This is a genomic window from Flavobacterium sp. CF136 (assembly GCF_000282055.1).
GTDB lineage: Bacteria > Bacteroidota > Bacteroidia > Flavobacteriales > Flavobacteriaceae > Flavobacterium.
Genome location: NZ_AKJZ01000017.1, coordinates 18,997 through 41,146 on the forward strand (window position 1 = coordinate 18,997; position 22,150 = coordinate 41,146).

A 22,150-nucleotide genomic window follows, 5' to 3' on the forward strand; every position below is an offset into this window, starting at 1 on the left:
AGTTTTTTTTGTTGGATATAACTTTCTTTTTTAAGGAAATTTACGACAATACGTTTAGATTTTTTTTTGTAATTTTCAAGTCTTTTAAAAATTTTTCAAGTAGTAGTATTTGAAAAGAAATAATAGAATATAATGAATACAATCACAGCCGCAATTACCGCTGTTGGAGCTTATGTTCCAGACTTTGTGCTTTCGAACAAAGTATTAGAAACAATGGTCGATACTAATGATGAATGGATTACTACTCGTACCGGAATAAAAGAAAGAAGAATTCTTAAAGATGCTGATAAAGGAACTTCGTTTCTTGCCATAAAAGCAGCACAGAATTTAATAGAAAAAGCTAATATTGATCCATTAGAGATTGATATGATTATCATGGCCACAGCTACAGCAGATATGCCGGTAGCCGCTACAGGAGTTTATGTTGCAACTGAAATTGGAGCAACAAATGCGTTTGCTTACGATCTGCAGGCAGCTTGTTCCAGTTTTTTATATGGTATGTCAACTGCTGCAGCTTACATACAATCTGGCAGATATAAAAAAGTATTATTGATAGGTGCTGATAAAATGTCATCTATTGTTGATTATACAGACAGAACAACCTGTATTATTTTTGGAGATGGAGCAGGAGCTGTTTTGTTTGAACCAAATTATGAAGGATTAGGTTTGCAGGATGAATATTTAAGAAGCGATGGTGTAGGCCGTGATTTTCTAAAAATTCCTGCCGGAGGTTCTCTTGTACCAACTACTTTAGAGACTGTTCAGCAAAACAGACACAATATTATTCAGGATGGAAAAACTGTTTTTAAATATGCTGTAACCAATATGGCTGATGCAAGTGATACAATTCTGAAAAGAAACAATTTGACAAACGAAGATGTAAATTGGTTAGTACCGCATCAGGCAAACAAACGTATTATTGATGCTACTGCGAGCAGAATGAATCTTGAAGATTCTAAAGTATTAATGAATATCGAAAGATATGGTAATACAACTTCGGCAACTTTGCCATTAGTGTTAAGTGACTTTGAACACTTATTCAAAAAAGGAGATAATATTATTTTTGCCGCTTTTGGTGGTGGATTCACTTGGGGATCTATTTACCTAAAATGGGCTTACGATAAAAAATAAATTAAAACTAAAAACGAACCATTATGGATTTAAAAGAAATTCAAAACCTAATCAAATTTGTAGCAAATTCGGGTGTTGCAGAGGTGAAGTTAGAAATGGATGATGTAAAAATCACTATTAGAACAACTTTGGAAACAAATGTAACAGAAGCTACATATGTGCAGCAATTACCTGCTCAGGCAGCATTGCCACAAGCAGTTGCACCTCAGCAGACAGCTCCGGTGGTTGTAAATGTTAACACTGATACACCAGCTGCGGCAGAAGATTCTAAATATATTACTATAAAATCACCAATTATTGGTACTTTTTATAGAAAACCATCTCCGGATAAACCTGTTTTCACTGAAATAGGTTCTACAATTGCAAAAGGTGATGTTCTTTGTGTAATTGAAGCAATGAAATTATTCAACGAAATTGAATCAGAGGTATCAGGTAAAATTGTAAAAATCCTTGTTGACGATATGTCTCCTGTAGAATTTGACCAGCCTTTATTTTTAGTAGATCCATCATAAAAATTTAGATTTTAGATTTTAGATTTTAGAAAGATTTACAAGAAGAAGTTTTGTTAATCATCTAAAATTATCTAATTATCAAATTGTCTAATTATCTAATTAAAATAAGATGTTTAAAAAAATATTAATTGCGAATAGAGGAGAAATTGCACTTCGTGTAATTCGTACATGTAAAGAAATGGGAATCAAAACTGTAGCAGTTTACTCTACAGCCGATGCAGAAAGTCTACATGTTAAGTTTGCTGATGAAGCGGTTTGTATTGGTCCTCCTCCAAGTAACTTATCGTATTTGAAAATGTCAAATATTATTGCTGCTGCCGAAATTACCAATGCAGACGCAATACATCCGGGATACGGTTTTCTTTCTGAGAATGCTAAATTCTCAAAAATTTGTCAGGAGCATGGAATCAAATTTATTGGTGCAGCTCCTGAAATGATTGACAGAATGGGAGATAAAGCTTCTGCAAAAGCTACAATGAAAGCCGCAGGAGTTCCATGTGTACCAGGTTCAGACGGATTATTAGAATCTTTCGAACAAACGCAAAAATTAGCTAAAGAATTTGGTTACCCGGTTATGCTTAAAGCTACTGCCGGTGGTGGTGGAAAAGGAATGCGTGCTGTCTGGAAAGAAGAAGAATTATTGAAAGCCTGGGAAAGTGCACGTCAGGAAGCTGCCGCTGCATTTGGGAATGACGGAATGTACATGGAGAAACTTATTGAAGAACCGCGTCATATCGAAATTCAGGTTGTTGGAGATTCTTACGGAAAAGCATGTCACCTTTCTGAAAGAGATTGTTCAGTTCAACGTCGTCACCAAAAGCTTACTGAAGAAACACCTTCGCCTTTCATGACTGACGAATTGCGTACAGCAATGGGTGAAGCTGCCGTAAAAGCTGCTGAATATATTAAATATGAAGGTGCTGGAACGGTAGAATTTTTAGTGGATAAACACAGAAATTTCTATTTTATGGAAATGAATACCCGTATTCAGGTAGAGCATCCAATTACAGAGCAAGTTATTGATTATGATTTGATCCGTGAACAAATTATGGTAGCTGCCGGAATTCCGATTTCAGGAAAAAATTACTTACCTCAATTACACGCTATTGAATGTCGTATTAATGCAGAAGATCCTTATAACGATTTTCGTCCTTCACCAGGAAAAATTACTACACTTCATATGCCTGGAGGGCATGGAGTACGTTTAGATACCCATGTTTATTCTGGTTACAGTATTCCGCCAAACTATGATTCAATGATTGCGAAGTTAATTACAACTGCTCAATCACGTGAAGAAGCAATTAGCAAAATGCGAAGAGCTTTGGATGAGTTTGTTATTGAAGGTGTAAAAACTACAATACCTTTTCATAGACAATTAATGGATGATCCAAGATATATTGCAGGAGATTATACAACTGCATTTATGGATACTTTCAAAATGAATCCTATAGAAGAATAAATTTATTTTAATATATTTTATAAACCGCACAGAAATGTGCGGTTTTTTTTATGTGTGATTATGAATTTAAATCAGATCGTAAACTAATACTGTGCTAAACAAAATATGTAAGTTTATAAAAAATAGATTTATGAAAAACATAAAAAAAAGCTACATCCATTAGATGTAGCTTTTAAAATTATTTAGCTGTTTGTGAATTAATTACAAATTCCAAGCAGTATAAACTTTGTATTAATCTTTTATTGTAAAAGTAGCCCTTCTTGCCAGTTTTCTCGCTAATGCTGAGCCTTTATCTACAGAAGTATCTTCACCCGCAGCAACTACAGAAATTCTTGATGCAGCAATATTAGCTTTAAGTAAAATGTTTTTTATAGAGTTTGCCCTTTCATTTGATAATTTTTCGTTGTATAAAGCATTTCCAATTTCATCAGCATGACCTATAATCTCAACAGAAGCTGAAGGATTGTTTCTTAAGTAGTTTAGTATAAAATTAATACCATCTATAGAAGAATCTGTTGGGGTAGATTTGTTAAAATCAAAATAAGCCGCAACATAACCTCCGTTAACTAATTTTGTAATTGATTCGCTGTCTGTTAGCTGCTGAGAATCATTATCAGTTCTATTTGCGTATGTTTTTGTTAAATAGCTTTCTAATTCATCCGGAATTCCGTTATTATCTAAATCAATAGATTTTCCTTTAGAATTTACCATATGATCCGGAATAGTACCGGCTTCCTGATCTAAATAATCAGCAATACCATCTTTATCAGAATCTAACAGGTTATTTTCCAGATTATCAACTCTGCTTTTTAAAGCCAGTATATCTTTATCGACCAGACTATCAACTTTGTTTTTTAAAGCCAAAAGATCTTTATCAATAAGAATAACCCAGTCAGCATGTTTTTTATTTTTACCTAAGTATAAGGTTAAACCGATAGTGCCATTAAATAAAATCCCGGAGAAACCTTTGCCGCGTTTTACACTTGCAGCATCAAAAGTATGATTTTGACGGGCATTAAGGATTGTTGTAAAATCACCCGTTAAAGCTAATTTATTTGATAGTTTAATTTGTCCGGTTACCCCAATAATAAAATTAATCATTTTGTCTTTCATGGCTGAATTTTGATCTTCAAGTTGTGCGGCACCAAAACCCGAATGAACTAACAATCCTATAGTATTAGTCCATGTTTCAAAATCCATCATTCTTCCTAAATTTACTACAGCCTGAAGATCGGTCCTGTAATATTTTGTATTAAAATCAATTGATTTTTTTCCGCCTTGAAAACTATTATACCCTAAATCCGCTTTTAAACCGAATTTAGTATTGAACATATATCTTACACCTAAATCAACTACGTATGGGCTTGGAGTTGAAGTGAAATATTTCATTGGTCTTAGCGGTTTGTTAAAACCTCCAGCTAATTCTATAGACCATTTATTATAATCATCATTCGTTATAGGTTTCCTAGTACTTGTTTGTGCATTTACTGTTACAGACGTTGCAATTAGAACAAATAAAAGTATAATTTTTTTCATTACTATTTTTTTAAAAAATTTATGCGAAAATACGATATAATTATTAATAATTATCTTGATATAATGATATTTATTAAAGTATTATTTGAAATTATGTGAAAAATGTGATTATAATACAAGTAATTTTAATTGCGGATTACTGCTTATTATTGTAAATGTTTAGTAAGTGATTTTTTTTCAAATAGTTATGAGAAATCGGATGTAAAATTTAATACAATAATTGAATGAATGTGTAAAATGATTTCTTGCCAATTTGAAGTTTAATAGATGAAATATTAATATATAATATTTCTTAACCTTCTTGTTTTAAAATTTGCTGACGCTTTGTTTAGTCAAAGGAAGTACTATTTGTGTATACTTTTTTTTAAGTTTACATATTTCACACTTTAAAATATCTTGGTTTTTTCTTTAATTGCTCAAAAAATAAGAAGTGTAAAACAATTTCAATTCAGGACAAATATACCGGAATCAAATAGGGGAAAGATAATGAGAATTCAAATTTCCTTTCTCGAATGAAAGAAAAAGAGAGACTGAAAGTCCCTCTTAAAACAAACCTCTGCACTATAAAGTGCAGAGTGCTTTAGTCCAACTTTTTGCTTATAAGCAAATTTATTGTAGTGTTTATATAGATAGCTCTATTGATTTATTTTGAAAGTAACTCTTCTTACTAATTTTCTGGCTACTGAAGAGCTTTTATCCACAGATGTATCCTCGCCAGCTGCAACTACAGATATTCTTGATGGTGCAATATTAGCTTTAAGTAAAATATTTTTTACAACATTTGCTCTTTCATCAGATAATTTTTCGTTGTATGCAGTATCCCCAACTTCATCAGAATAACCTGTAATCTCAACTGTAGAAGAAGGATTGTTTCTTAAATAGTTTAATACGAAATTAATACCATCAGTAGATGTATCTGTTGGTGTAGATTTGTTGAAATCAAAATAAACAGCAACATACCCTCCATTAATTAATTTTGTAATTGATTTGCTATCGCTTAACGGAGTATCTTCATCAGTTTTATTACCATAAGTTTTCGCTAAGTAACCTTCTAATTCATCCGGCACACCATTTCTGTTTAAATCAACAGCTATTCCTTTAGAATCGACCATAAGACCGGAAAGGGTTTTAGGCTCAAGATCTAAATAATCAGCAACACCGTCTTTGTCAGTATCAATTAACATTTTTTCAAGGTTATTTACCCTGTCTTTTAAAGTTAAAAAATCTTTGTCAATAAGAATAACCCAGTCAGCATGTTTTTCATTTTGACCTAAGTAGTAAGTTAAACCCACAGTACCGTTAAATAATTGTCCTGAAAAACCTTTGTTTGGATTTGTAGCTCCTGCATCGAAAGTATATCTTTGATTTGCATTAAAAATAGCTGTAACATCACCAGTTAAAACAAATTTATTTGATAGTTTAATCTGAGCAGTTACACCAGCCAAAAAGTTAACCATTCTGTCTTTTTTTGCAGAATTTTGGTCTTCAAATTGAGCAACACCAAAACCTGTATGTGCTAATAAGCCAATATTGTTAATCCATGTTTCAAAATTCATAATCCTTCCTAAATTAGCAACGCCCTGAAGATTAGCTCTGTAGTATTTAGTATTGAAATCAGTTGAGTTTTTTCCACCTTGAAAACTGTTATATCCTAAATCTGCTTTTAAACCAAATTTATTGTTGAACATGTATCGCGCGCCTAAATCAATTACATAAGGACTTATAGTTGAAGTAAAATATCTCATTGGTTTTAACGGTTTGTTAAATCCGCCCCCGAATTCAATAGACCATTTATTAAATTGACCATCCGTCACACTTTCCCCATTACTTGTCTGGGCATTTATTGTCACGAAGGTCATGATTAAGGACAATAAAAGTAGAATTTTTTTCATTTTTATTATAATTTTAAAATTTACGCGAATTTACATTATAATTACTAATATTAAATGATGTAATTAATAATTGTTGAAACATTGCTTGGAATTTTGTTAAAAAATTACTATATAGGTAATTTTCTTATATTTCTTCTTATTCTATAGAATTTGTTTTTTAAAATTCATATTGGTAAAATTCTGATTTTTAAAAAGTTACAAGTAAATGTAAGTAAATTATTTCAAAAATATATTACCTAGTAATAATAATTGATATTTCTGAAATTATAGATTTATTAAAATATTTGACATATTACTTCTGTTTTTCTAAAGGCTGTAAAAACTTTTGATCTGTTTTTTATTACAGGTAACACTTTTTGTGTATACTTTTTACACATAAATTTTAAAGATTATACACTTTTTACATTTCACAAAAGAGATGCTTTTTTGTTTAAAGCCTTTAAATATGGGGACTTATACGTATTGATGGGTTTGATTTAAGTTGCGGCATAATAATTTCATTACCTAAAGCGTAAAACAATTATTAAATTAAAATAAACAGATTATGAAAAAGATATTTTTATCAGCCGCAATCGTTTTGGGAAGTTTAACTTCATTTGCTTCAACTACTCCAACTTCTAATACAATCGAAAAAATTATCTCTGTAGGAGATGAATATACCGAAATTAAATTAGAAGAAGTACCTGCTCCAATAACTGAAGCTTTAAAAAAGGCATATCCTGATGCGGTACTTACCAAAGCATACAAAAATGAAAAATCAGAATACAAATTAGATGTTACAGTTGGAGAGAAAGTAGGTTCACTTTTTGCTAATGCAGACGGAACCTGGATTAAAAAATAATAATCCAATTTAAACTTATCAGGTATATCAAATAATCAAACAACTATTAAAAGACAATATTATGAAAAATTTATTTTTATCAGCCGCAATTATTTTAGGAGGTTTAACTTCATTTGCTTCAACTACTCCAATTTCAGATATTTCTGTAAAAACAATTTCTATTCAGGATGAATATACAGAAATCAAATTAGAAGAAGTGCCAGTTGCAATTACTGATGCGCTTAAAAAAGCATATCCGGATGCAGTACTTACCAAAGCATATAAAAATGCAAAATCAGAATACAAACTGGATGTAACAGTCGGAGAAAAAGTAGGTTCACTTTTTGCTAATGCAGATGGAACCTGGATTAAAAAATAATTGAACATAATCCTTAAAAATAATTATTATGAAAAAGTTAATCTTATCGGCAGCTATCATTTTAGGGAGCTTGTCAATTCAGGCATCAACGCTTAATACAACTGATTCAACGACTCAGTCAATGAACATTCAGGATGAATATAAAGAAGTTGATTCTGTACCGGCTGCTATTAAAACAGCATTGGACAATGCATATCCTGGTGTAAAACTGGAAAAAGCATATGTGAACGATAAAAAAGAATATAAAATCGATATTATCGTTAGAGAAGTAAAGTCAACCGTTTATACTGATGCGAAAGGTAACATCATTAAAAAATAATTAAAATTTAGCATTATGAGAAAATTAATTTTATCAGCAACCATTATTTTAGTGGGATTGTCAGTCCAGGCAGCTATTTCTGGAGAACCTTCAATAATTAATTCAATAGTGATTCAGGATGAATATACAGAAGTAGGTATAGATGCTGTTCCGGCTGCTGTAAAATCTACGATTGAAAAATCTTTTCCAAAGACAAAACTTGAAAAAGCGTATAAAAACGAAAAAAACGAGTATAAATTGGAAATTGCAAATGGTGATAAAAAGTACACTATTTTTACAGATGCTTCAGGCAACATCATTAAAAAATAATTAAAATATCAGCATTATGAAAAAATTAATCCTATCAGCAGCAATCATTTTTGGAAGTTTGTCAATTTATGCGACAACGAATTCAACTGCTGAGCCAGTAAAAATGTCCATTAAGGTTCAATCAGAATATACTGAGGTAACTGCAGATGCAGTTCCGGCTGCAGTAAAAACTGCATTACAAACAGCATATCCGGGAGCTAAACTGGAAAAAGCATTTGTAAACGAAAAAAAGGAATACAAATTAGAAATATCAGTTGGAGACCAAAAGGCTACTGTTTATTCAGATGTCAATGGTAACTGGTTAAAAATTTAATTAGGTGAATTAGATTTATGTTTTTGGTGAAAAAGAGATTGCTTTTGGCAATCTCTTTTTTTTTGCATAATTTTATGAAAATACTACTTTAATAGTGGTATTTTAGCATAAAAGTCCCTAAAAACAATGCCCAAGATATTATTAATAGAAGATGATATTTCATTTTGCAAATTATTAGAGAAATTTCTAATAAAGAAAGCATTTGATGTAACTATTGCATTCTCCGCAGAGGAAGCCCGACTAGCGATCAAAAAAGAATCTTTTGATTTGATTCTGACAGACCTTCGTTTGCCTGATTCTGACGGTATTGGACTAATGACTGAATTTAAAACTTCCTATCCGGAGATTCCTGTTGTTCTTATGACAGGTTATTCCGATGTGAATACTGCTGTGAAAGCTATTAAAAATGGCGCGGCTGATTATATTTCAAAACCTTTCAATCCTGATGAAGTTTTACTGGTTATTACCAATGCTTTGAAGACACCTCAAGCCAAAACTCCAATTAAGGAAAAGAAAACACCTGCAAAAAATGTATCTGTTGACAATGAATTTGTAAAAGGAATTTCTGTTGCATCCAAAAAATTATTAGATCATATCAAATTGGTAAGCCCTACAGACATGTCTGTTTTGATAATTGGTGAAAGCGGTACAGGAAAAGAAATCATCGCCAAAAGTATTCATCAGCAAAGCCATCGAAAAGCCAATAATTTTATAGCTGTTGATTGTGGTGCTATTCCAAAGGAATTAGCAGCCAGTGAATTTTTCGGGCATTTAAAAGGATCTTTTACCGGAGCAATCAGCGATAAAATGGGGTATTTTGAAGCCGCAGATGGAGGAACTCTGTTTTTAGACGAAATAGGTAATCTTTCGTATGAAAATCAAATACAGCTGTTGAGAGCGCTTCAGGAACGAAAAATAAAACCTGTTGGGAGCAATAAAGAAATTAATGTTGATATCCGAATTATTACTGCTACAAATGAAGATTTGCGTGAAGCAGTTAAAAATGGGGATTTCCGCGAAGATTTATACCACAGAATCAATGAATTTTCTATTCAGTCACCATCGTTAACTGAAAGAGGTGAAGATTTAATGATTTTTGCGGATTATTTTTTAGAGAAAGCAAATCAGCAGCTGAACAAAGAAATAATAGGCTTTTCACCGGAAGTAGTCAGTATTTTTCAAAGATACAGCTGGCCTGGAAATTTGCGTGAACTTCAAAACTGTGTTAAGCGTGCTACACTTTTATCTCAGGGGGATTTTATTGAAAGTGATGTTTTACCAGCAGAATTTTTTCAGGTACAAAAACAAAGTAATGAAGGAGTCTTTTCTTTATCGGAAAATGAAAAAGAAACTATTATCCATGCGTTATCCAGAACACAAAACAACAAATCAGAAGCCGCGAAGTTGTTGAAAATTACCAGAAAAACACTTTATAATAAATTGAAACAGTACAATATCGATTAATTGATTTCTCTTTTCAAAGCTTCAAAAAGAACATAAATCTTTGTTTTTAAAGAATTGTAGATAATTTTCAAATTAGAATTTTCAAAATTAGTCTCCTCCAAAATTTTCAAAATCTCTCCGATTTCATGAGCCTGAATCTGTCTGAACATAGGAGCAATCCGATGTGCAATCGAATGAATTTCTGCTTCATTTTCTTCGGTTATGGCTTTTTCCAAATCATTTAAATTTAGTTTTGTACTTTCCATAAATGATTCAATGAATTCTTTTGAAGACTGATTATCAGTGCCTAAAAATTCCTTCAGCGTTGTTAGCGAATAAGATTCTGATGTAGGTTCCTGTTCCGTTTTTACAATCTCATTATCTGAAAGAATACCATTGTCTAAAATACGCTGAATTGTTTCCAGCATGATTTTTGGCGAATATGGCTTTTTTATTACTGTAGAAAAACCAGCTTTGGTGTAAACTGAAAAATCCAAATCTGCACGTCCTGTTATTGCAACAATTGGCTGATTTTTATAAAATGAATTAATAGTGCTTTTTAGTTTTTCAACAAACAAAAAACCATCCATTTCAGGCATTTGAATATCGGTAATAATGAAATCAAAATCAGTATTCTGAATAGTTTCCAATGCTTCAATCGCCCTGCTAAATGATAAAACCTCATAATTTTGCTGTCTTAAAACACTACCGGTTAAGTTCAGTAAATTAATATCATCATCAATAATGATAAAAGTTAGTTTTTTAAGGTTTGAAGCAGCTCTTTCTGTTGTTTTTTCTGTTTTAACACTCGTATCAAATAATAATGGAAGTTTGATTTCAAAAATACTTCCTTTTCCAAAAGTACTTTCCAGATTTAGGTTTCCTCCTAAAATAGCTATTATTTTTTGGCAAATAGAAAGCCCTAATCCTGTTCCGCCATATTTTTTCTCTATATTTTCATTGGCCTGAGTGAATTCTTCAAAGACTAACTTCTGATTTTCTTTTTCAATGCCAATGCCTGAATCTTCTATTTTTATTGCTAAAAAATGTGCATCATTTACAATATCAGCAGATATTTTTATATAACCTTCTTCGGTAAATTTATACGCGTTTCCAATAATATTAGTCAAAACCTGTTTTAGTCGAAACGGATCCCCAATAATTTTTACATCAAGTTTTTCATCGCAGGAAATAATAAGTTCAATATTCTTTTGCTTGTAAACCGCCTGAACATTTTTTGCAACTTCCTCTATAATTTCGGGAAGTAAAAAAGGTACTTTTTCAATGGTGATTTTCCCCGCTTCAATTTGTGAGAAATCCAATAAATCCTGAACCAGTTGTGTGATGTATTCTGAAGAATTTTTAATATTTTTAATGAAATACGATTGTTTGGTATTAATGTCAGAATTGTCTAAAAGCTCTGTGTAGCCAACAATGGTACTTAAAGGTGTTTTTAAATCGTGACTTACTGTAGAAATAAGCTGCTCACGGCTTTTGAGCAGATTCTTAGTTTTGAAATTGGCAATTTCAAGCTGTTTTTTATACAATTGCGATTTTGAATAGTCACTTACAATTAAAATTGAGAAAAATAACGTCAGCAATAACCCAATAATAGCCGATATGGTGACAATCTCATTAACTTTTTTAAGTGATTTTTCTTTTAATGAATTGTTTTTTATCGAATTGATAATGATTTCACGTTCAATAAAACGAAGTACTTTTCGGAGTTGTTCTGAGATGGCAATTTCATTTTTCAGCAGTTTATTCTCTTGAAAATTTAGCGACTCCTTCTTTTTTTCTGCTTTTAATTTTACATTGCTTAAAAGCTTTTTCGAATTTGCCAATATAGAATCCGAAGCCTGTTTGCTCAAAGTGTTAGTACTGTCGTCGGGAATATTTTGATTTAAATAATCAACATATTTTTGAAGCACGTTTCGCTGATAACTCCCTAAGTCATTAGGGCTTTTAGTAAAGTCCTGAAGTTCTAATTTTCGGAGTTTAAACTCCATTTTGGTAATTTCATCAATGGCATTATTTACAGAAACTTCATCATCAGCTTTGTTTTTTATGGTTTTTAATTGTTTGATGTTTTTGGTTTTTTCAGACAATAAATACGTTACACTATCAAGTAGCGTTTTTTGATATTCTGTTGTAACAATTTGTTTTAGAGTATCAATTCTTGATTTTAACGAATCGGTTTCAATAAGATAGCTTTTGAAATCTTTTTCCGAATTGGTTTGAATTGTTTTTCGGGCTAAACTTTCTGTTTTATAGACATTTGAAAAAAGCTTGCTGACTTTTAGAATCTTCGTTTTTTCAAGCGCAATTTTACTTTCTAATTTATTGTAAACTACATTTTCAGAATATAAAAACCATCCCACAGTAACAACCAGCGCCAGTAATACAACATAGCTGAAGAGAATTTTAATTGGGGTATAACTTTTTTTACTCTCCATAGATTGTTATTATTGATTTTTTTAGAATTGGATATTGCAATTTATTCAATATTTTCTGTTTTAAAAAGCCAAACTTTCTTTAAAAAATTAGCCACGGACAATAAATCCGTGGCTAATTATAATTTTGTTATTTAATTAAAGAGTCTCATTGAGCCATTTAAAAAATTCATTTTGCCAAACCTGAGCATTTTGAGGTTTTAAAACCCAATGGTTTTCATCCGGGAAATAAAGCAAACGGCTTTTTATTCCCCTTAATTGAGCAGCCTGAAAAGCTTCCTGACTTTGTCCGATTGGGACGCGGAAATCTTTTCCTCCCTGAATAATTAATATAGGTCTATTCCAGTTCCCTACCAAAGTTGAAGGATTAAAAATGGTATATGTTTTTTGTGCAGCAGCATTGTCTTTTTCCCAATATGCGCCTCCAAAATCCCAATTATTAAAGAAAACTTCCTCAGTAGTTCCAAACATACTTTGTGTATTGAAAACGCCATCGTGAGCAATAAAAGTTTTAAAACGATTTTTGTGAATTCCGGCCAGATAAAATACTGAATATCCTCCGTAGCTCGCACCCACACAACCCAAACGGGATTTATCAACGTAGTTTTCTTTGGCAACATCATCAATGGCAGATAAATAATCATCCATAACCTGTCCGCCCCAGTCTTTACTGATTTGTTCGTTCCATTCTACACCGTGTCCCGGCATTCCGCGACGGTTAGGTGCCACTACTACATACCCTTTGGCAGCCATTAATGAAAAATTCCAACGAAAAGAATAGGATTGTGTCAAAGCTGCTTGTGGCCCGCCCTGACAGAATAATAAAGTCGGGTATTTTTTTGAAGCATCAAAATTTGGAGGTAAAATTACCCAAACCAACATTTTTTTGCCATCGGTAGTAGTTACGTAGCGCTTCTCGGTTTTGCTAAGCGTTAATGTTTTGTAAGTTTCAGTGTTTATATTTGAGATTTGTTTCCAGGTGTTTTTCTTCAAATTAAAAGAAAAAATCTCTCCGGCATGATTCATATCCGTTCTGGTTACGATAATATCATCTCCTGAAAAACCTACTAAATCATTCACATCGAAATCACCATTTGTTAATTGACGAACCTGAATTGCAATTCGGGTTAATCCCGGAAAGTTAACTTCAAAAAGTTGTTTTGTACCATCAATTGGAGCTGTGAAAAATACTTTTTTGCCATCTTTACTCCAGATAAAATTCTCTACAGTGCCATCCCAGTTTGCAGTTAAATTGGTTTTGATTCCTTTAAAATCAACAATAATATCGTTTTTATCAGATTCATAACCATCACGTTTCATTTGCAGCCAGGTCAGGTTTCCTGTTGGAGAAAATTGCGGTGCTGTATCGTAACCCAGATTGTCTTCGGTTCTGTTGATTGTTTTCTGAGTTTCTAAATTATACTCATATATGTTGGTGTTTGTAGAAATAGCATATTCTGTTCCGGCTTTTTTCTTGCACACATACAAGATGCTTTTTCCATCCGGTGACCAAATATAATCTTCGTCACCACCAAAAGGTTTTTGAGGACTATCAAAAGTTTCTCCTTTTAAGATATCAATTCCCACAGCGTCTTTTTTATTTTCTTTATAAAAAACATGGTTAAATTTACCCTCGTTCCAGGTATCCCAATGACGATAATCTAAACCATTATAAATTTGCACGTCAGATTTATCCAGATTTGGATAAAAATCTTTGCCTAAAACCTTATCAATTTTTACTTCTTCATTGTAAACTAAAAATTTTCCGTCAGGCGAAATGTTTTTATCTGCCAAAACGGCTTTAGTATCTTTGATTTCAGTTGCATTTCCGCCATTTACAGGCAAAATATAATATTTTGAATTCGATTTATTTTCTTCCACCGAAGGAGTAGAAACCTTGAAAACTACATTTTTCGCATCTTTAGAAAGCCCAAGAGGTGTTACTCTTCCTAATTTCCATAACAATTCCTGTGACATTACATGCTGTCCGATAGCGTTTAAACTCATCATTATTAAGGTTATAAATAATACTTTTTTCATAATAAAAACTTTAATTTTCGTGGGTTTAAAAGTACAAAATTTAAATTCCAACTTTTAAATTTCAAATTCCAATTTATTGTTAAAAACTCCCTCTTCTATTTTACATTTTTGTCACCCTGAGCGGAGTCGAAGGCTTAGGATCTGGAGAAGCTTCGACTCCGCTCAGCCTGACATACAATTTAAATGAACTTATTATTACTCATATGGTTCAAATATTAATTTTATGGTTTAAAAAAATCAGTATTTTTATAAAAAAAATTCAGGGATGGACTTAAGTTATTGGGAACTTAAAAACTGGTTTACAAATGTAGATTATACGATCGTTGGCAGCGGAATTGTAGGATTGCATACAGCCTTGCGCTTACGCGAAAGATTTCCAACGGCGAAAATTCTGGTATTGGAAAAAGGAATGCTGCCACAGGGCGCAAGTACCAAAAATGCCGGTTTTGCCTGTTTCGGAAGCCTTTCAGAAATTATGGATGATTTAAAAACCCATTCAGAAGAAGATGTTGTACAACTTATCGAAAAACGTTGGCTGGGTTTGCAATTACTCCGAAAAAGATTAGGAGATGCGGTTATAGATTTTAAACCTTACGGAGGATATGAATTGTTTATGAAAGATGACGAAGGAGGGTTTAATGATTGTGTGGGTAAATTGCCTTTTATAAATGAAATTCTGAAACCACTTTTCAAAGCAGATGTTTTTACTAAAGAAGTCGATCGGTTTGGGTTTGAAAATACTCAGGAATATCTAATCTTTAATCCGTTTGAAGCACAAATTGATACCGGAAATATGATGCAGGAATTGCTTAGACAAGCTGTTGCCGCAAATATTTTAATCTTGAATCAACAAACGGTAACCTCTTATTCTGACTCCGGAAGTGATGTTGAAGTTGTGCTGAATGATTTTAGTTTTATTTCAAAAAAAATACTTTTTACAACAAATGGTTTTGCAAATGCTTTAACAAAAGGTGCTGTCCAGCCGGCCAGAGCTCAGGTTTTGATTACCGAGCCAATTCCGAATTTAGATATAAAAGGGACTTTTCATCTGGATCGCGGTTATTATTATTTCAGGAATATTGATGACAGGATTTTACTTGGAGGAGGGAGAAACCTGGATTTTGAAACGGAAAATACAACTGAATTCGGACAAACTAAAATTGTACAAAATAAATTGGAAGATTTACTGAAAAATGTAATTTTACCAAACCGGGAATTCCAGATTGCACATCGATGGAGCGGGATAATGGGAGTAGGAAACAGTAAAAAACCTATTGTCTCCCAACTGTCTGAAAACGTGTTCTGTGGAGTGCGTTTGGGCGGAATGGGTGTAGCGATAGGAAGTTTAATAGGAACAGAATTAGCAGATTTAATATAATGGCAGTAAAAAAACCAGCACCAAAGAAAACAACCGCAAGCAAACCAAAAGTATCTCCTAAGAAGTCAAATCGAACTTTAGGAGGAAAAGTAAAATGGTTTTTAATTAAATGCCTATTATGGTTTTTCGGACTCTCAATAGGATCAGTCATATTTTTTAAATTCGTCCCGGTACCATTTACGCCACTCATGGTGATTCGTGCCATCGAAAATAAAATGGGTGACAAAGAAGTTTATTTTGATCATGATTGGGAACCGATTGACAAGATTTCCATGAATCTTCAAAAAGCCGTTATTGCCAGTGAAGACGGTACTTTTTTAACCCACAATGGTTTTGATTTTAAGGCACTTCAAAAAGCGTATAAAAGCAATGAACGCGGTCGCAGAATCCGTGGAGGAAGTACTATTTCACAGCAAACCGCAAAAAATGTTTTTTTATGGCAGGGCAAAAGTTACCTCCGTAAAGGACTTGAAGCCTATTTTACGGTTTTAATAGAAATTATTTGGGGCAAGAAACGCATTATGGAGGTTTATTTAAACAGCATCGAAATGGGTGATGGTGTATATGGAGCTTATGCGGCTACGGAACATTGGTACCGTCGTGATGCTTCGAGTTTAACACCTATGCAGGCAGCAGGAATTGCAGCAATATTACCGAACCCAAGAAAGTTTAAAGCAACAGGATCTTCAAGTTATATCAACAGACGAAAAGAAAGAATCGTTCGTGAAATGCGCGCTGTTGGTAAAATAAATTATTAAATGGATTTAAAAAAAAGCTTTTTTGCACTTTTGATATTGACATCTGCGTTGGTTTTTGGACAAGGAAAAACTACAGAAATAGGTTTTATTACCGATAATGATTTATATACATCATCCAAAAATGATATGTATTATACGAATGGTTTAGAACTTTTTTACCGGTTTTTATCGAAAAACAGCAACGAAAAAATCAATAAAAAGATTACTGAATTTAGAATTGGGCAATATATTTATAATCCGAGATTTATTAATGAAGAGGCTGTCACAATAAATGACCGGCCATTTACCGGATATCTTTTTGCAGAGGCCGGACGCAGCTTTTTTTATCAAAATGAATCGGTTTTAAAAACAAATTTTCAGTTAGGCTTTATGGGACCTAATGCTTTTGGAAGAGAAACGCAGGAAAGTTTTCATGATCTTATTGGTTATAAAAAAGTCTATGGTTGGGAGAATCAACTCCATAACGCACTTGCAATTCAGGCGCATTTTATGTTTTCGAAGAAATTACTCCCAACTAAACAGAATGATTTCTTAGATCTCCATTTTCAGTCGAAAGCTAATTTGGGAACCATTTTTACTGGTGTTTCCACTGGATTTTTAACCCGGATAGGTTTTAAAAAATTACTTCCTGTTTATGATTCTAATTTATATGATGCATCAGTGAGTACCGCACCGCAGGTTAAGATACGTGAATTTTATATTTATGCCATGCCCAGTGTCAATTATCAGTTTTATGATGCTACGATTCAGGGAAGTTTGTTTAATGATACGAGTCCGGTAACTTTTGATTTGGTTCCTTTGCGTTTCAATGCTGAGTTTGGCATTAAGTACAGACATGATAATTTTAATTTATCCTACACTTTTATGTACCGCGGAAAAGAATTAAAAGACCCTCTTACCAATACCAATTCAGGATATTTTTATGGCTCGATTCGGGTTTCATATTTGTTGAAGTAGTTTTGTAAGTTTATTTGTTTAATAATTTATGGTTAACCGTAAATTTTGTGTTCTAAGTTTCGTAATTTTATAATATTGTAGCATAAAGCTATTTCTTAACATAAACTAAAAAAACAGTATGGGGAAATTTGTAATTACCAAGAGAGCCAACGGAGAATTTCAATTTAATTTAAAGGCTGGCAACGGTCAAACCATTTTGACAAGTGAAGGATATTCGAGCAAAGCAGCTTGTTTAAACGGAATAGAATCTGTGAAAACGAATTCGCAGGATGATTCTAAATTTGATAAAAAAGAATCTTCAAGCGGAAAACCTTATTTTAACTTAAAAGCATCAAACGGTCAAATCATAGGGTCAAGCGAAATGTACGAAAGCATAGCTGCCAGAGACAACGGAATTGCATCTGTAAAAACAAACGCTCCGGACGCCACAACTGACGATCAGGCTTAGGTTTGGATTTGAAAAATATAATTGGAAAGCTCTCGTAATTGAGGGCTTTTTTGTTTTTAATCTTCCGTAGTTTTATTATTCATAAAAATAATTTTTAAATATGACAGTTTATGATTAAACAATATATAAGATTTTAATATTATATTTGTTTAATATATGAAACAAAAAATATCATATTATGATAGAAATAGTTGATAATTACGAGAATTACGTAAATGGTTTACCTGAATTAATTAGTAAATCATATTATAAAGCCGAGTTTTTTATGCAAAAATTAGGTTTGAAACATGCGACATACTACAGAAAATTGAGATTGAAAACTTTTACGCCTCAGGAAGTAAAATTAATTACGACTTTATTATATCCTGAAGAAGTATTTGCTAAGGAATTACAAAAAAGCGAAGAAGATATTAAAGCTGGAAAAACAATTGATTATGCAGAATTCAAAGAAAAATTAAGAATTAAGTACAACGTCTAAATTTAAAGGATTTCTTTTATTATCCCAAAATAAAACAATGTAGATTATTTCGGACTCTATTTTATAGAAAATGTAAATCTGTTCAGTCAACAAAAACTTTCTGTAGAGAGTTTTTTTGTATTTATGGCCTATATGATTGTTTTCTTTAATTATATCTAATATTGAAATTGTATTTTTAGAAAATGAAGCAGTTTTGTTTTCAGAATATTTACTTATTATTTCAAAATATGATTTTTCCGCATTTTCTGTAATTAATATTTTCATCAGCAGTTGTTTTTCTGATGTAAATATAAACCACCTCAATAGTAAAATAAGATTTTTTTGAACAATTAATCTTACAATTTTTACTCCGAATTAAATTCTAAATCAAATAGCACGGTCTTAAAAAAAACAAAACCTCTAACCTAGCCCTGATGGAAGTGACATCCTTTTTCTGGCTCCTTTAGACAGAAAAAGATATAGCGGACAGCAGGACAAAAGCTCTGTTTGAAACTAAATATCTGCTCCCGACATAAAACAGGATGAGGTTTAATAATACAATCTAAAATCGAGGAGTTTGCAAAGTTCGTAATGCTTCTCGTATAGGGTTTCGACAATTTCAATCAGATCATCTTCCTTCTGACATAATCGAAAGAAAGCTTTGTCGACAGAACTGGTGCTGGTAAATTTGTTAGAAACCGTTCCGTAGCCGGAAATTGCCCGTGCGCCGGTAATGTCCAGGAAATATTGGGCTTCTTCTTCGTTTAGATCCAATATTTTTGAATTGGCAAAATGTAAAATTTTACCTTTCATTCTTCCTTCAAAGAGCTCGGCAATTTCTTCTAAACTGTAATAATATTCATTGAGGCAAATGTTGTTTGCTTCGCCTTTCATAACGAGGTAGATTATTTCGTAATCTTTAAAATTATGATCGTCATAAAGTAATGTATTGAGGCTTTCTTCGAGTCCTTCGATAGTATCACAGGTTTTATAAATACTCGTAATACCCTGATTAAAGGCTAGTTTTTCTAAGTTTTTAACTACTTCGGTAGCTGCGTCGTTTTCTACATCGGGAACACCTTCAAGGCAGAAAATAAATTTATCAGAATCCATGACATTTAATTTATGTAGCGAAACCATGTAAAAAAGATGTCGCTTCTTTAATCTCTGAGAGCAATTTAATTATAATTGCTTAGATACAAAAATCAACCAAAGCAGATTAACATAATTATTAAGGTTTAACGTTTTGATAATGTCCTGAAAATTTAAAAACAATAACTTTAATAAAATTTAAAACTATGGAAATCAATTGGATAATAATAGGAATTGTGGCAATTTTGTTAATTGTTTTGATTCTGTTTATGATTAAAAAAAATCAAAAGGAGAAAAAGAAATATACTGAATTATTGAATAACGATTTTAAGAAGTCTGAAGAAGATGAAACGGATTTTGATAATGTAAGTGAGCGATGATTTATTTTTTGTAGAGAATAGCGGATTCGAACCGATCGTCCTGCCGATGCATCGGGATACACTAGCCCTTTATTTCTATCAAGTTTTCTATATATTTTCTGCTTTTCATTTTTTTGATTTGCAATTCCCTTTGGCAGGCTTCGCTTCGAGTAAGGAAAGTTTCAAAATATTTTAACTCCCAGTCCTTAGCTACTTTTGTGTATTTACTTCTGCTATTCAAATGGTCTTGTAAGCGCTGTTCAATATTTTGACAAGAACCAACATAGTATTTGTTAATCGCATTTGAGTAGATTATATAAGTGTAATACATATAGCGTAGAAATGAAAAAACCCAAACAGCGTTTGGGTTTTGTGGAGAATACCGGATTCGAACCGGTCACCCCTTGCCTGCCAGGCAAGTACTCTAGCCAAATGAGCTAATCCCCCTTTTATTAAACTTTGAAATGTGCATTTCGAACTGTCACCTTCCCGATTACCATCGGGATACTCTAGCCAAATGAGCTAATCCCCCATTGCGATAGCAAATTAAGTCAATTAATTTTCAAAAAACAAATTTCAAATCGCATTGATCTGAAAATAGTTATCAAAACCGTAACTTTACGTTTCAAATCTATTTTTATGAGTTCAGAAAATCAAAACGGATCTTTGCAAACTACTTTTCAAAATGCCGTTGCAATAGTGCAATTTGGTCACCCGGCCAGTAATTCTTTCCCGCGTGAATTGTTGGATCGATTGACGGCCGAAATCAATTTATTGAGTAGAAACGAAACCATTTCGGTGGTTGTTCTGAAAAGCGAAGGGCCGAAGGTTTTTTGTTCCGGTGCTTCTTTTGATGAACTTTTGACGATAGAAAACGAAGTGCAGGGCACAGAATTTTTCTCAGGATTTGCTCATTTGTTAAATGCCATGCGCAACTGTACTAAACTTATTATTGGTCGTGTTCAGGGAAAAGCTGTTGGTGGCGGCGTTGGTATTATTGCTGCCTGCGATTATGTTTTGGCGACGCCTGAAAGCGCCATAAAACTCTCAGAACTTGCTATTGGCATTGGCCCGTTTGTGATTGAGCCTGCAGTTTCCCGAAAAATTGGTAAACCGGCAATGACCGAAATGACTCTGGCAGCACATGAATGGAAATCGGCCAACTGGGCACTTCAAAAAGGTCTTTTCTCTGCTATTCACGAAATGTCTGAACTCGATGCTGCCACCGAAAATTTTAGCCAAAAGTTGAGTAGTTACAATCCTGAAGCGTTGTCAGAAATGAAGAAAATCATTTGGGAAGGTACCGAAAATTGGGAGTCCTTACTTTTTGAACGTGCTGCCATTACGGGAAAATTGGTTTTGTCTGAATTTTCAAAATCTGCATTATTACAATTTAAGAAGTAGTTTTTTCAGGAGCTTCTTCCCGCTGTTCGCTATATCTTTTGTGGCAAACCCCGCCACAAAAGGATGTCGCTAACATCAGGGCTGGATCCTAATGTAGACCTTTTTGTAATTAAAGCCCGTTTCTCGCTTCTATTTCATAAATTTGCAGAAAATTATACCCGATGAGTAATATCAGAATTACAAAACAATTTAGTTTCGAAACAGGACACGCTTTGTACGGCTACGACGGAAAATGCAAAAACGTTCACGGACACAGTTACAAATTATCGGTAACGGTTATTGGTTCGCCAATTACAGACCGATCAAATGTAAAATTCGGAATGGTAATCGATTTTTCGGATCTAAAGAAAATTGTAAAAGAAGAAATTGTCGATCAGTTTGACCATGCAACAGTTTTTAACGAAACAACACCGCATATCGAATTGGCAAACGAACTGAAAAATCGTGGTCATCACGTAATTTTGGTCGATTATCAGCCAACCAGCGAAAATATGGTAGTTGATTTTGCAGACAGAATTGTTGCAAGATTGCCTTCAGGAATTAAACTTTTCTCCCTAAAACTTCAGGAAACCGAATCTTCATTTGCTGAATGGTTCGCAAGTGACAACATTTAGGATAAATCCCAATAAAAAATTAAACACATAGAAACATAGATTTTGGTTTGTTTTTTTAAAGTTAAAAAATAAAGCTG

General features: G+C 32.8%; 24 protein-coding genes and 1 tRNA gene. 17 read left to right on the plus strand and 8 right to left on the minus strand.

Annotated features, from left to right (window positions below):
• The first annotated feature begins 132 nt into the window (after positions 1–132).
• The 3 genes from PMI10_RS07525 (at position 133) to accC (ending at position 3,102) form a co-directional block, all read left to right on the plus strand.
• Positions 133–1,131, plus strand: coding sequence for a beta-ketoacyl-ACP synthase III (locus PMI10_RS07525; protein WP_007806302.1), 999 nt, complete (start codon positions 133–135; stop codon positions 1,129–1,131).
• A gap of 23 nt (positions 1,132–1,154) precedes the next feature.
• On the plus strand, positions 1,155–1,643 hold the full coding sequence (gene accB, locus PMI10_RS07530; RefSeq protein ID WP_007806304.1) for an acetyl-CoA carboxylase biotin carboxyl carrier protein: 489 nt from the start codon (positions 1,155–1,157) through the stop codon (positions 1,641–1,643).
• Positions 1,644–1,752: 109 nt separating this feature from the next.
• Positions 1,753–3,102 carry an acetyl-CoA carboxylase biotin carboxylase subunit gene (gene accC / locus PMI10_RS07535; protein ID WP_007806307.1) on the plus strand — a complete coding sequence of 450 codons (1,350 nt, stop codon included), beginning with the start codon at positions 1,753–1,755 and terminating at the stop codon, positions 3,100–3,102.
• Positions 3,103–3,333: 231 nt separating this feature from the next.
• Here accC and PMI10_RS07540 read toward each other — a convergent pair whose 3' ends face one another.
• Together PMI10_RS07540 and PMI10_RS07545 are read right to left on the minus strand one after the other, a co-directional pair.
• Entirely contained in the window at positions 3,334–4,638 is a 1,305-nt protein-coding gene (locus tag PMI10_RS07540; protein ID WP_007806308.1) for an OmpA family protein, read from the minus strand.
• A 635-nt stretch (positions 4,639–5,273) separates the two neighbouring features.
• A complete protein-coding gene (locus PMI10_RS07545) occupies positions 5,274–6,530 on the minus strand; it encodes an OmpA family protein (RefSeq protein ID WP_007806310.1) in 1,257 nt (418 codons plus the stop codon).
• Between the two features lie 544 nt (positions 6,531–7,074).
• Between PMI10_RS07545 and PMI10_RS07550 the strand changes: the two genes are divergently transcribed.
• From PMI10_RS07550 to PMI10_RS07575, 6 genes are all read left to right on the plus strand, one after another.
• On the plus strand, positions 7,075–7,371 hold the full coding sequence (locus PMI10_RS07550; RefSeq protein WP_007806313.1) for a hypothetical protein: 297 nt from the start codon (positions 7,075–7,077) through the stop codon (positions 7,369–7,371).
• A gap of 61 nt (positions 7,372–7,432) precedes the next feature.
• Positions 7,433–7,729 carry a hypothetical protein gene (locus PMI10_RS07555; protein ID WP_007806315.1) on the plus strand — a complete coding sequence of 99 codons (297 nt, stop codon included), beginning with the start codon at positions 7,433–7,435 and terminating at the stop codon, positions 7,727–7,729.
• A 28-nt stretch (positions 7,730–7,757) separates the two neighbouring features.
• A complete protein-coding gene (locus PMI10_RS07560; RefSeq protein WP_007806317.1) occupies positions 7,758–8,048 on the plus strand; it encodes a hypothetical protein in 291 nt (96 codons plus the stop codon).
• A gap of 15 nt (positions 8,049–8,063) precedes the next feature.
• Positions 8,064–8,357: a PepSY-like domain-containing protein gene (locus PMI10_RS07565; RefSeq protein WP_007806319.1), complete on the plus strand. Its 294-nt coding sequence runs from the start codon at positions 8,064–8,066 to the stop codon at positions 8,355–8,357.
• 16 nt (positions 8,358–8,373) lie between these two features.
• On the plus strand, positions 8,374–8,670 hold the full coding sequence (locus PMI10_RS07570; protein ID WP_007806321.1) for a hypothetical protein: 297 nt from the start codon (positions 8,374–8,376) through the stop codon (positions 8,668–8,670).
• A 126-nt stretch (positions 8,671–8,796) separates the two neighbouring features.
• A complete protein-coding gene (locus PMI10_RS07575) occupies positions 8,797–10,134 on the plus strand; it encodes a sigma-54-dependent transcriptional regulator (protein WP_007806322.1) in 1,338 nt (445 codons plus the stop codon).
• Here the strand turns inward: PMI10_RS07575 and PMI10_RS07580 are convergent.
• Both PMI10_RS07580 and PMI10_RS07585 read right to left on the minus strand, forming a co-directional pair.
• Complete coding sequence (locus PMI10_RS07580; RefSeq protein ID WP_007806324.1) at positions 10,131–12,569, minus strand: ATP-binding response regulator; 2,439 nt, start codon at positions 12,567–12,569, stop codon at positions 10,131–10,133. The genes PMI10_RS07575 and PMI10_RS07580 overlap by 4 nt on opposite strands.
• 135 nt (positions 12,570–12,704) lie before the next feature.
• Positions 12,705–14,606: a S9 family peptidase gene (locus tag PMI10_RS07585; RefSeq protein ID WP_007806326.1), complete on the minus strand. Its 1,902-nt coding sequence runs from the start codon at positions 14,604–14,606 to the stop codon at positions 12,705–12,707.
• A 265-nt stretch (positions 14,607–14,871) separates the two neighbouring features.
• Between PMI10_RS07585 and PMI10_RS07590 the strand changes: the two genes are divergently transcribed.
• The 5 genes from PMI10_RS07590 to PMI10_RS07610 all read left to right on the plus strand — a co-directional run bounded on the left by PMI10_RS07590 (position 14,872) and on the right by PMI10_RS07610 (position 18,625).
• Complete coding sequence (locus PMI10_RS07590) at positions 14,872–15,984, plus strand: NAD(P)/FAD-dependent oxidoreductase (protein WP_007806329.1); 1,113 nt, start codon at positions 14,872–14,874, stop codon at positions 15,982–15,984.
• Positions 15,984–16,742, plus strand: a complete 759-nt coding sequence (gene mtgA, locus PMI10_RS07595) for a monofunctional biosynthetic peptidoglycan transglycosylase (RefSeq protein ID WP_007806332.1) — start codon at positions 15,984–15,986, stop codon at positions 16,740–16,742. Before PMI10_RS07590 ends, mtgA begins: the two co-directional genes overlap by 1 nt.
• On the plus strand, positions 16,743–17,699 hold the full coding sequence (locus PMI10_RS07600; protein WP_007806334.1) for a lipid A deacylase LpxR family protein: 957 nt from the start codon (positions 16,743–16,745) through the stop codon (positions 17,697–17,699).
• A gap of 118 nt (positions 17,700–17,817) precedes the next feature.
• Positions 17,818–18,147: a YegP family protein gene (locus PMI10_RS07605; RefSeq protein WP_007806336.1), complete on the plus strand. Its 330-nt coding sequence runs from the start codon at positions 17,818–17,820 to the stop codon at positions 18,145–18,147.
• A 178-nt stretch (positions 18,148–18,325) separates the two neighbouring features.
• Entirely contained in the window at positions 18,326–18,625 is a 300-nt protein-coding gene (locus PMI10_RS07610) for a hypothetical protein (protein WP_007806339.1), read from the plus strand.
• On the opposite strand, the gene PMI10_RS07615 is transcribed toward PMI10_RS07610, so the two are convergent.
• Both PMI10_RS07615 and PMI10_RS07620 read right to left on the minus strand, forming a co-directional pair.
• The gene (locus PMI10_RS07615) at positions 18,602–18,889 is read right to left on the minus strand and encodes a hypothetical protein (protein WP_007806341.1); all 288 of its coding nucleotides are present in this window, start codon (positions 18,887–18,889) and stop codon (positions 18,602–18,604) included. The genes PMI10_RS07610 and PMI10_RS07615 overlap by 24 nt on opposite strands.
• Positions 18,890–19,153: 264 nt before the next feature.
• On the minus strand, positions 19,154–19,717 hold the full coding sequence (locus tag PMI10_RS07620; protein ID WP_007806343.1) for a DUF6642 family protein: 564 nt from the start codon (positions 19,715–19,717) through the stop codon (positions 19,154–19,156).
• Between the two features lie 185 nt (positions 19,718–19,902).
• Here PMI10_RS07620 and PMI10_RS22195 point away from each other — a divergent pair, with 185 nt between their 5' ends.
• The gene (locus tag PMI10_RS22195) at positions 19,903–20,076 is read left to right on the plus strand and encodes a hypothetical protein (RefSeq protein ID WP_007806346.1); all 174 of its coding nucleotides are present in this window, start codon (positions 19,903–19,905) and stop codon (positions 20,074–20,076) included.
• A 61-nt stretch (positions 20,077–20,137) separates the two neighbouring features.
• On the opposite strand, the gene PMI10_RS07625 is transcribed toward PMI10_RS22195, so the two are convergent.
• Positions 20,138–20,386, minus strand: a complete 249-nt coding sequence (locus PMI10_RS07625; protein ID WP_035631548.1) for a GIY-YIG nuclease family protein — start codon at positions 20,384–20,386, stop codon at positions 20,138–20,140.
• 42 nt (positions 20,387–20,428) lie between these two features.
• Positions 20,429–20,502: transfer RNA gene (locus PMI10_RS07630), tRNA-Ala, on the minus strand.
• Positions 20,503–20,694: 192 nt separating this feature from the next.
• Between PMI10_RS07630 and PMI10_RS07635 the strand changes: the two genes are divergently transcribed.
• Together PMI10_RS07635 and PMI10_RS07640 are read left to right on the plus strand one after the other, a co-directional pair.
• Positions 20,695–21,459, plus strand: coding sequence for an enoyl-CoA hydratase/isomerase family protein (locus PMI10_RS07635; RefSeq protein ID WP_007806347.1), 765 nt, complete (start codon positions 20,695–20,697; stop codon positions 21,457–21,459).
• A gap of 161 nt (positions 21,460–21,620) precedes the next feature.
• Positions 21,621–22,073: a 6-pyruvoyl trahydropterin synthase family protein gene (locus PMI10_RS07640; RefSeq protein WP_007806349.1), complete on the plus strand. Its 453-nt coding sequence runs from the start codon at positions 21,621–21,623 to the stop codon at positions 22,071–22,073.
• The last annotated feature ends 77 nt before the right edge of the window (positions 22,074–22,150 follow it).

Coding starts and splice junctions, on each gene's coding strand:
- PMI10_RS07525 (WP_007806302.1), top strand. CDS start 133: ATGAATACAATCACAGCCGCAATTACCGCTGTTGGAGCTTATGTTCCA.
- accB (WP_007806304.1), top strand. CDS start 1,155: ATGGATTTAAAAGAAATTCAAAACCTAATCAAATTTGTAGCAAATTCG.
- accC (WP_007806307.1), top strand. CDS start 1,753: ATGTTTAAAAAAATATTAATTGCGAATAGAGGAGAAATTGCACTTCGT.
- PMI10_RS07540 (WP_007806308.1), bottom strand. CDS start 4,638: ATGAAAAAAATTATACTTTTATTTGTTCTAATTGCAACGTCTGTAACA.
- PMI10_RS07545 (WP_007806310.1), bottom strand. CDS start 6,530: ATGAAAAAAATTCTACTTTTATTGTCCTTAATCATGACCTTCGTGACA.
- PMI10_RS07550 (WP_007806313.1), top strand. CDS start 7,075: ATGAAAAAGATATTTTTATCAGCCGCAATCGTTTTGGGAAGTTTAACT.
- PMI10_RS07555 (WP_007806315.1), top strand. CDS start 7,433: ATGAAAAATTTATTTTTATCAGCCGCAATTATTTTAGGAGGTTTAACT.
- PMI10_RS07560 (WP_007806317.1), top strand. CDS start 7,758: ATGAAAAAGTTAATCTTATCGGCAGCTATCATTTTAGGGAGCTTGTCA.
- PMI10_RS07565 (WP_007806319.1), top strand. CDS start 8,064: ATGAGAAAATTAATTTTATCAGCAACCATTATTTTAGTGGGATTGTCA.
- PMI10_RS07570 (WP_007806321.1), top strand. CDS start 8,374: ATGAAAAAATTAATCCTATCAGCAGCAATCATTTTTGGAAGTTTGTCA.
- PMI10_RS07575 (WP_007806322.1), top strand. CDS start 8,797: ATGCCCAAGATATTATTAATAGAAGATGATATTTCATTTTGCAAATTA.
- PMI10_RS07580 (WP_007806324.1), bottom strand. CDS start 12,569: ATGGAGAGTAAAAAAAGTTATACCCCAATTAAAATTCTCTTCAGCTAT.
- PMI10_RS07585 (WP_007806326.1), bottom strand. CDS start 14,606: ATGAAAAAAGTATTATTTATAACCTTAATAATGATGAGTTTAAACGCT.
- PMI10_RS07590 (WP_007806329.1), top strand. CDS start 14,872: ATGGACTTAAGTTATTGGGAACTTAAAAACTGGTTTACAAATGTAGAT.
- mtgA (WP_007806332.1), top strand. CDS start 15,984: ATGGCAGTAAAAAAACCAGCACCAAAGAAAACAACCGCAAGCAAACCA.
- PMI10_RS07600 (WP_007806334.1), top strand. CDS start 16,743: ATGGATTTAAAAAAAAGCTTTTTTGCACTTTTGATATTGACATCTGCG.
- PMI10_RS07605 (WP_007806336.1), top strand. CDS start 17,818: ATGGGGAAATTTGTAATTACCAAGAGAGCCAACGGAGAATTTCAATTT.
- PMI10_RS07610 (WP_007806339.1), top strand. CDS start 18,326: ATGATAGAAATAGTTGATAATTACGAGAATTACGTAAATGGTTTACCT.
- PMI10_RS07615 (WP_007806341.1), bottom strand. CDS start 18,889: ATGAAAATATTAATTACAGAAAATGCGGAAAAATCATATTTTGAAATA.
- PMI10_RS07620 (WP_007806343.1), bottom strand. CDS start 19,717: ATGGATTCTGATAAATTTATTTTCTGCCTTGAAGGTGTTCCCGATGTA.
- PMI10_RS22195 (WP_007806346.1), top strand. CDS start 19,903: ATGGAAATCAATTGGATAATAATAGGAATTGTGGCAATTTTGTTAATT.
- PMI10_RS07625 (WP_035631548.1), bottom strand. CDS start 20,386: ATGTATTACACTTATATAATCTACTCAAATGCGATTAACAAATACTAT.
- PMI10_RS07635 (WP_007806347.1), top strand. CDS start 20,695: ATGAGTTCAGAAAATCAAAACGGATCTTTGCAAACTACTTTTCAAAAT.
- PMI10_RS07640 (WP_007806349.1), top strand. CDS start 21,621: ATGAGTAATATCAGAATTACAAAACAATTTAGTTTCGAAACAGGACAC.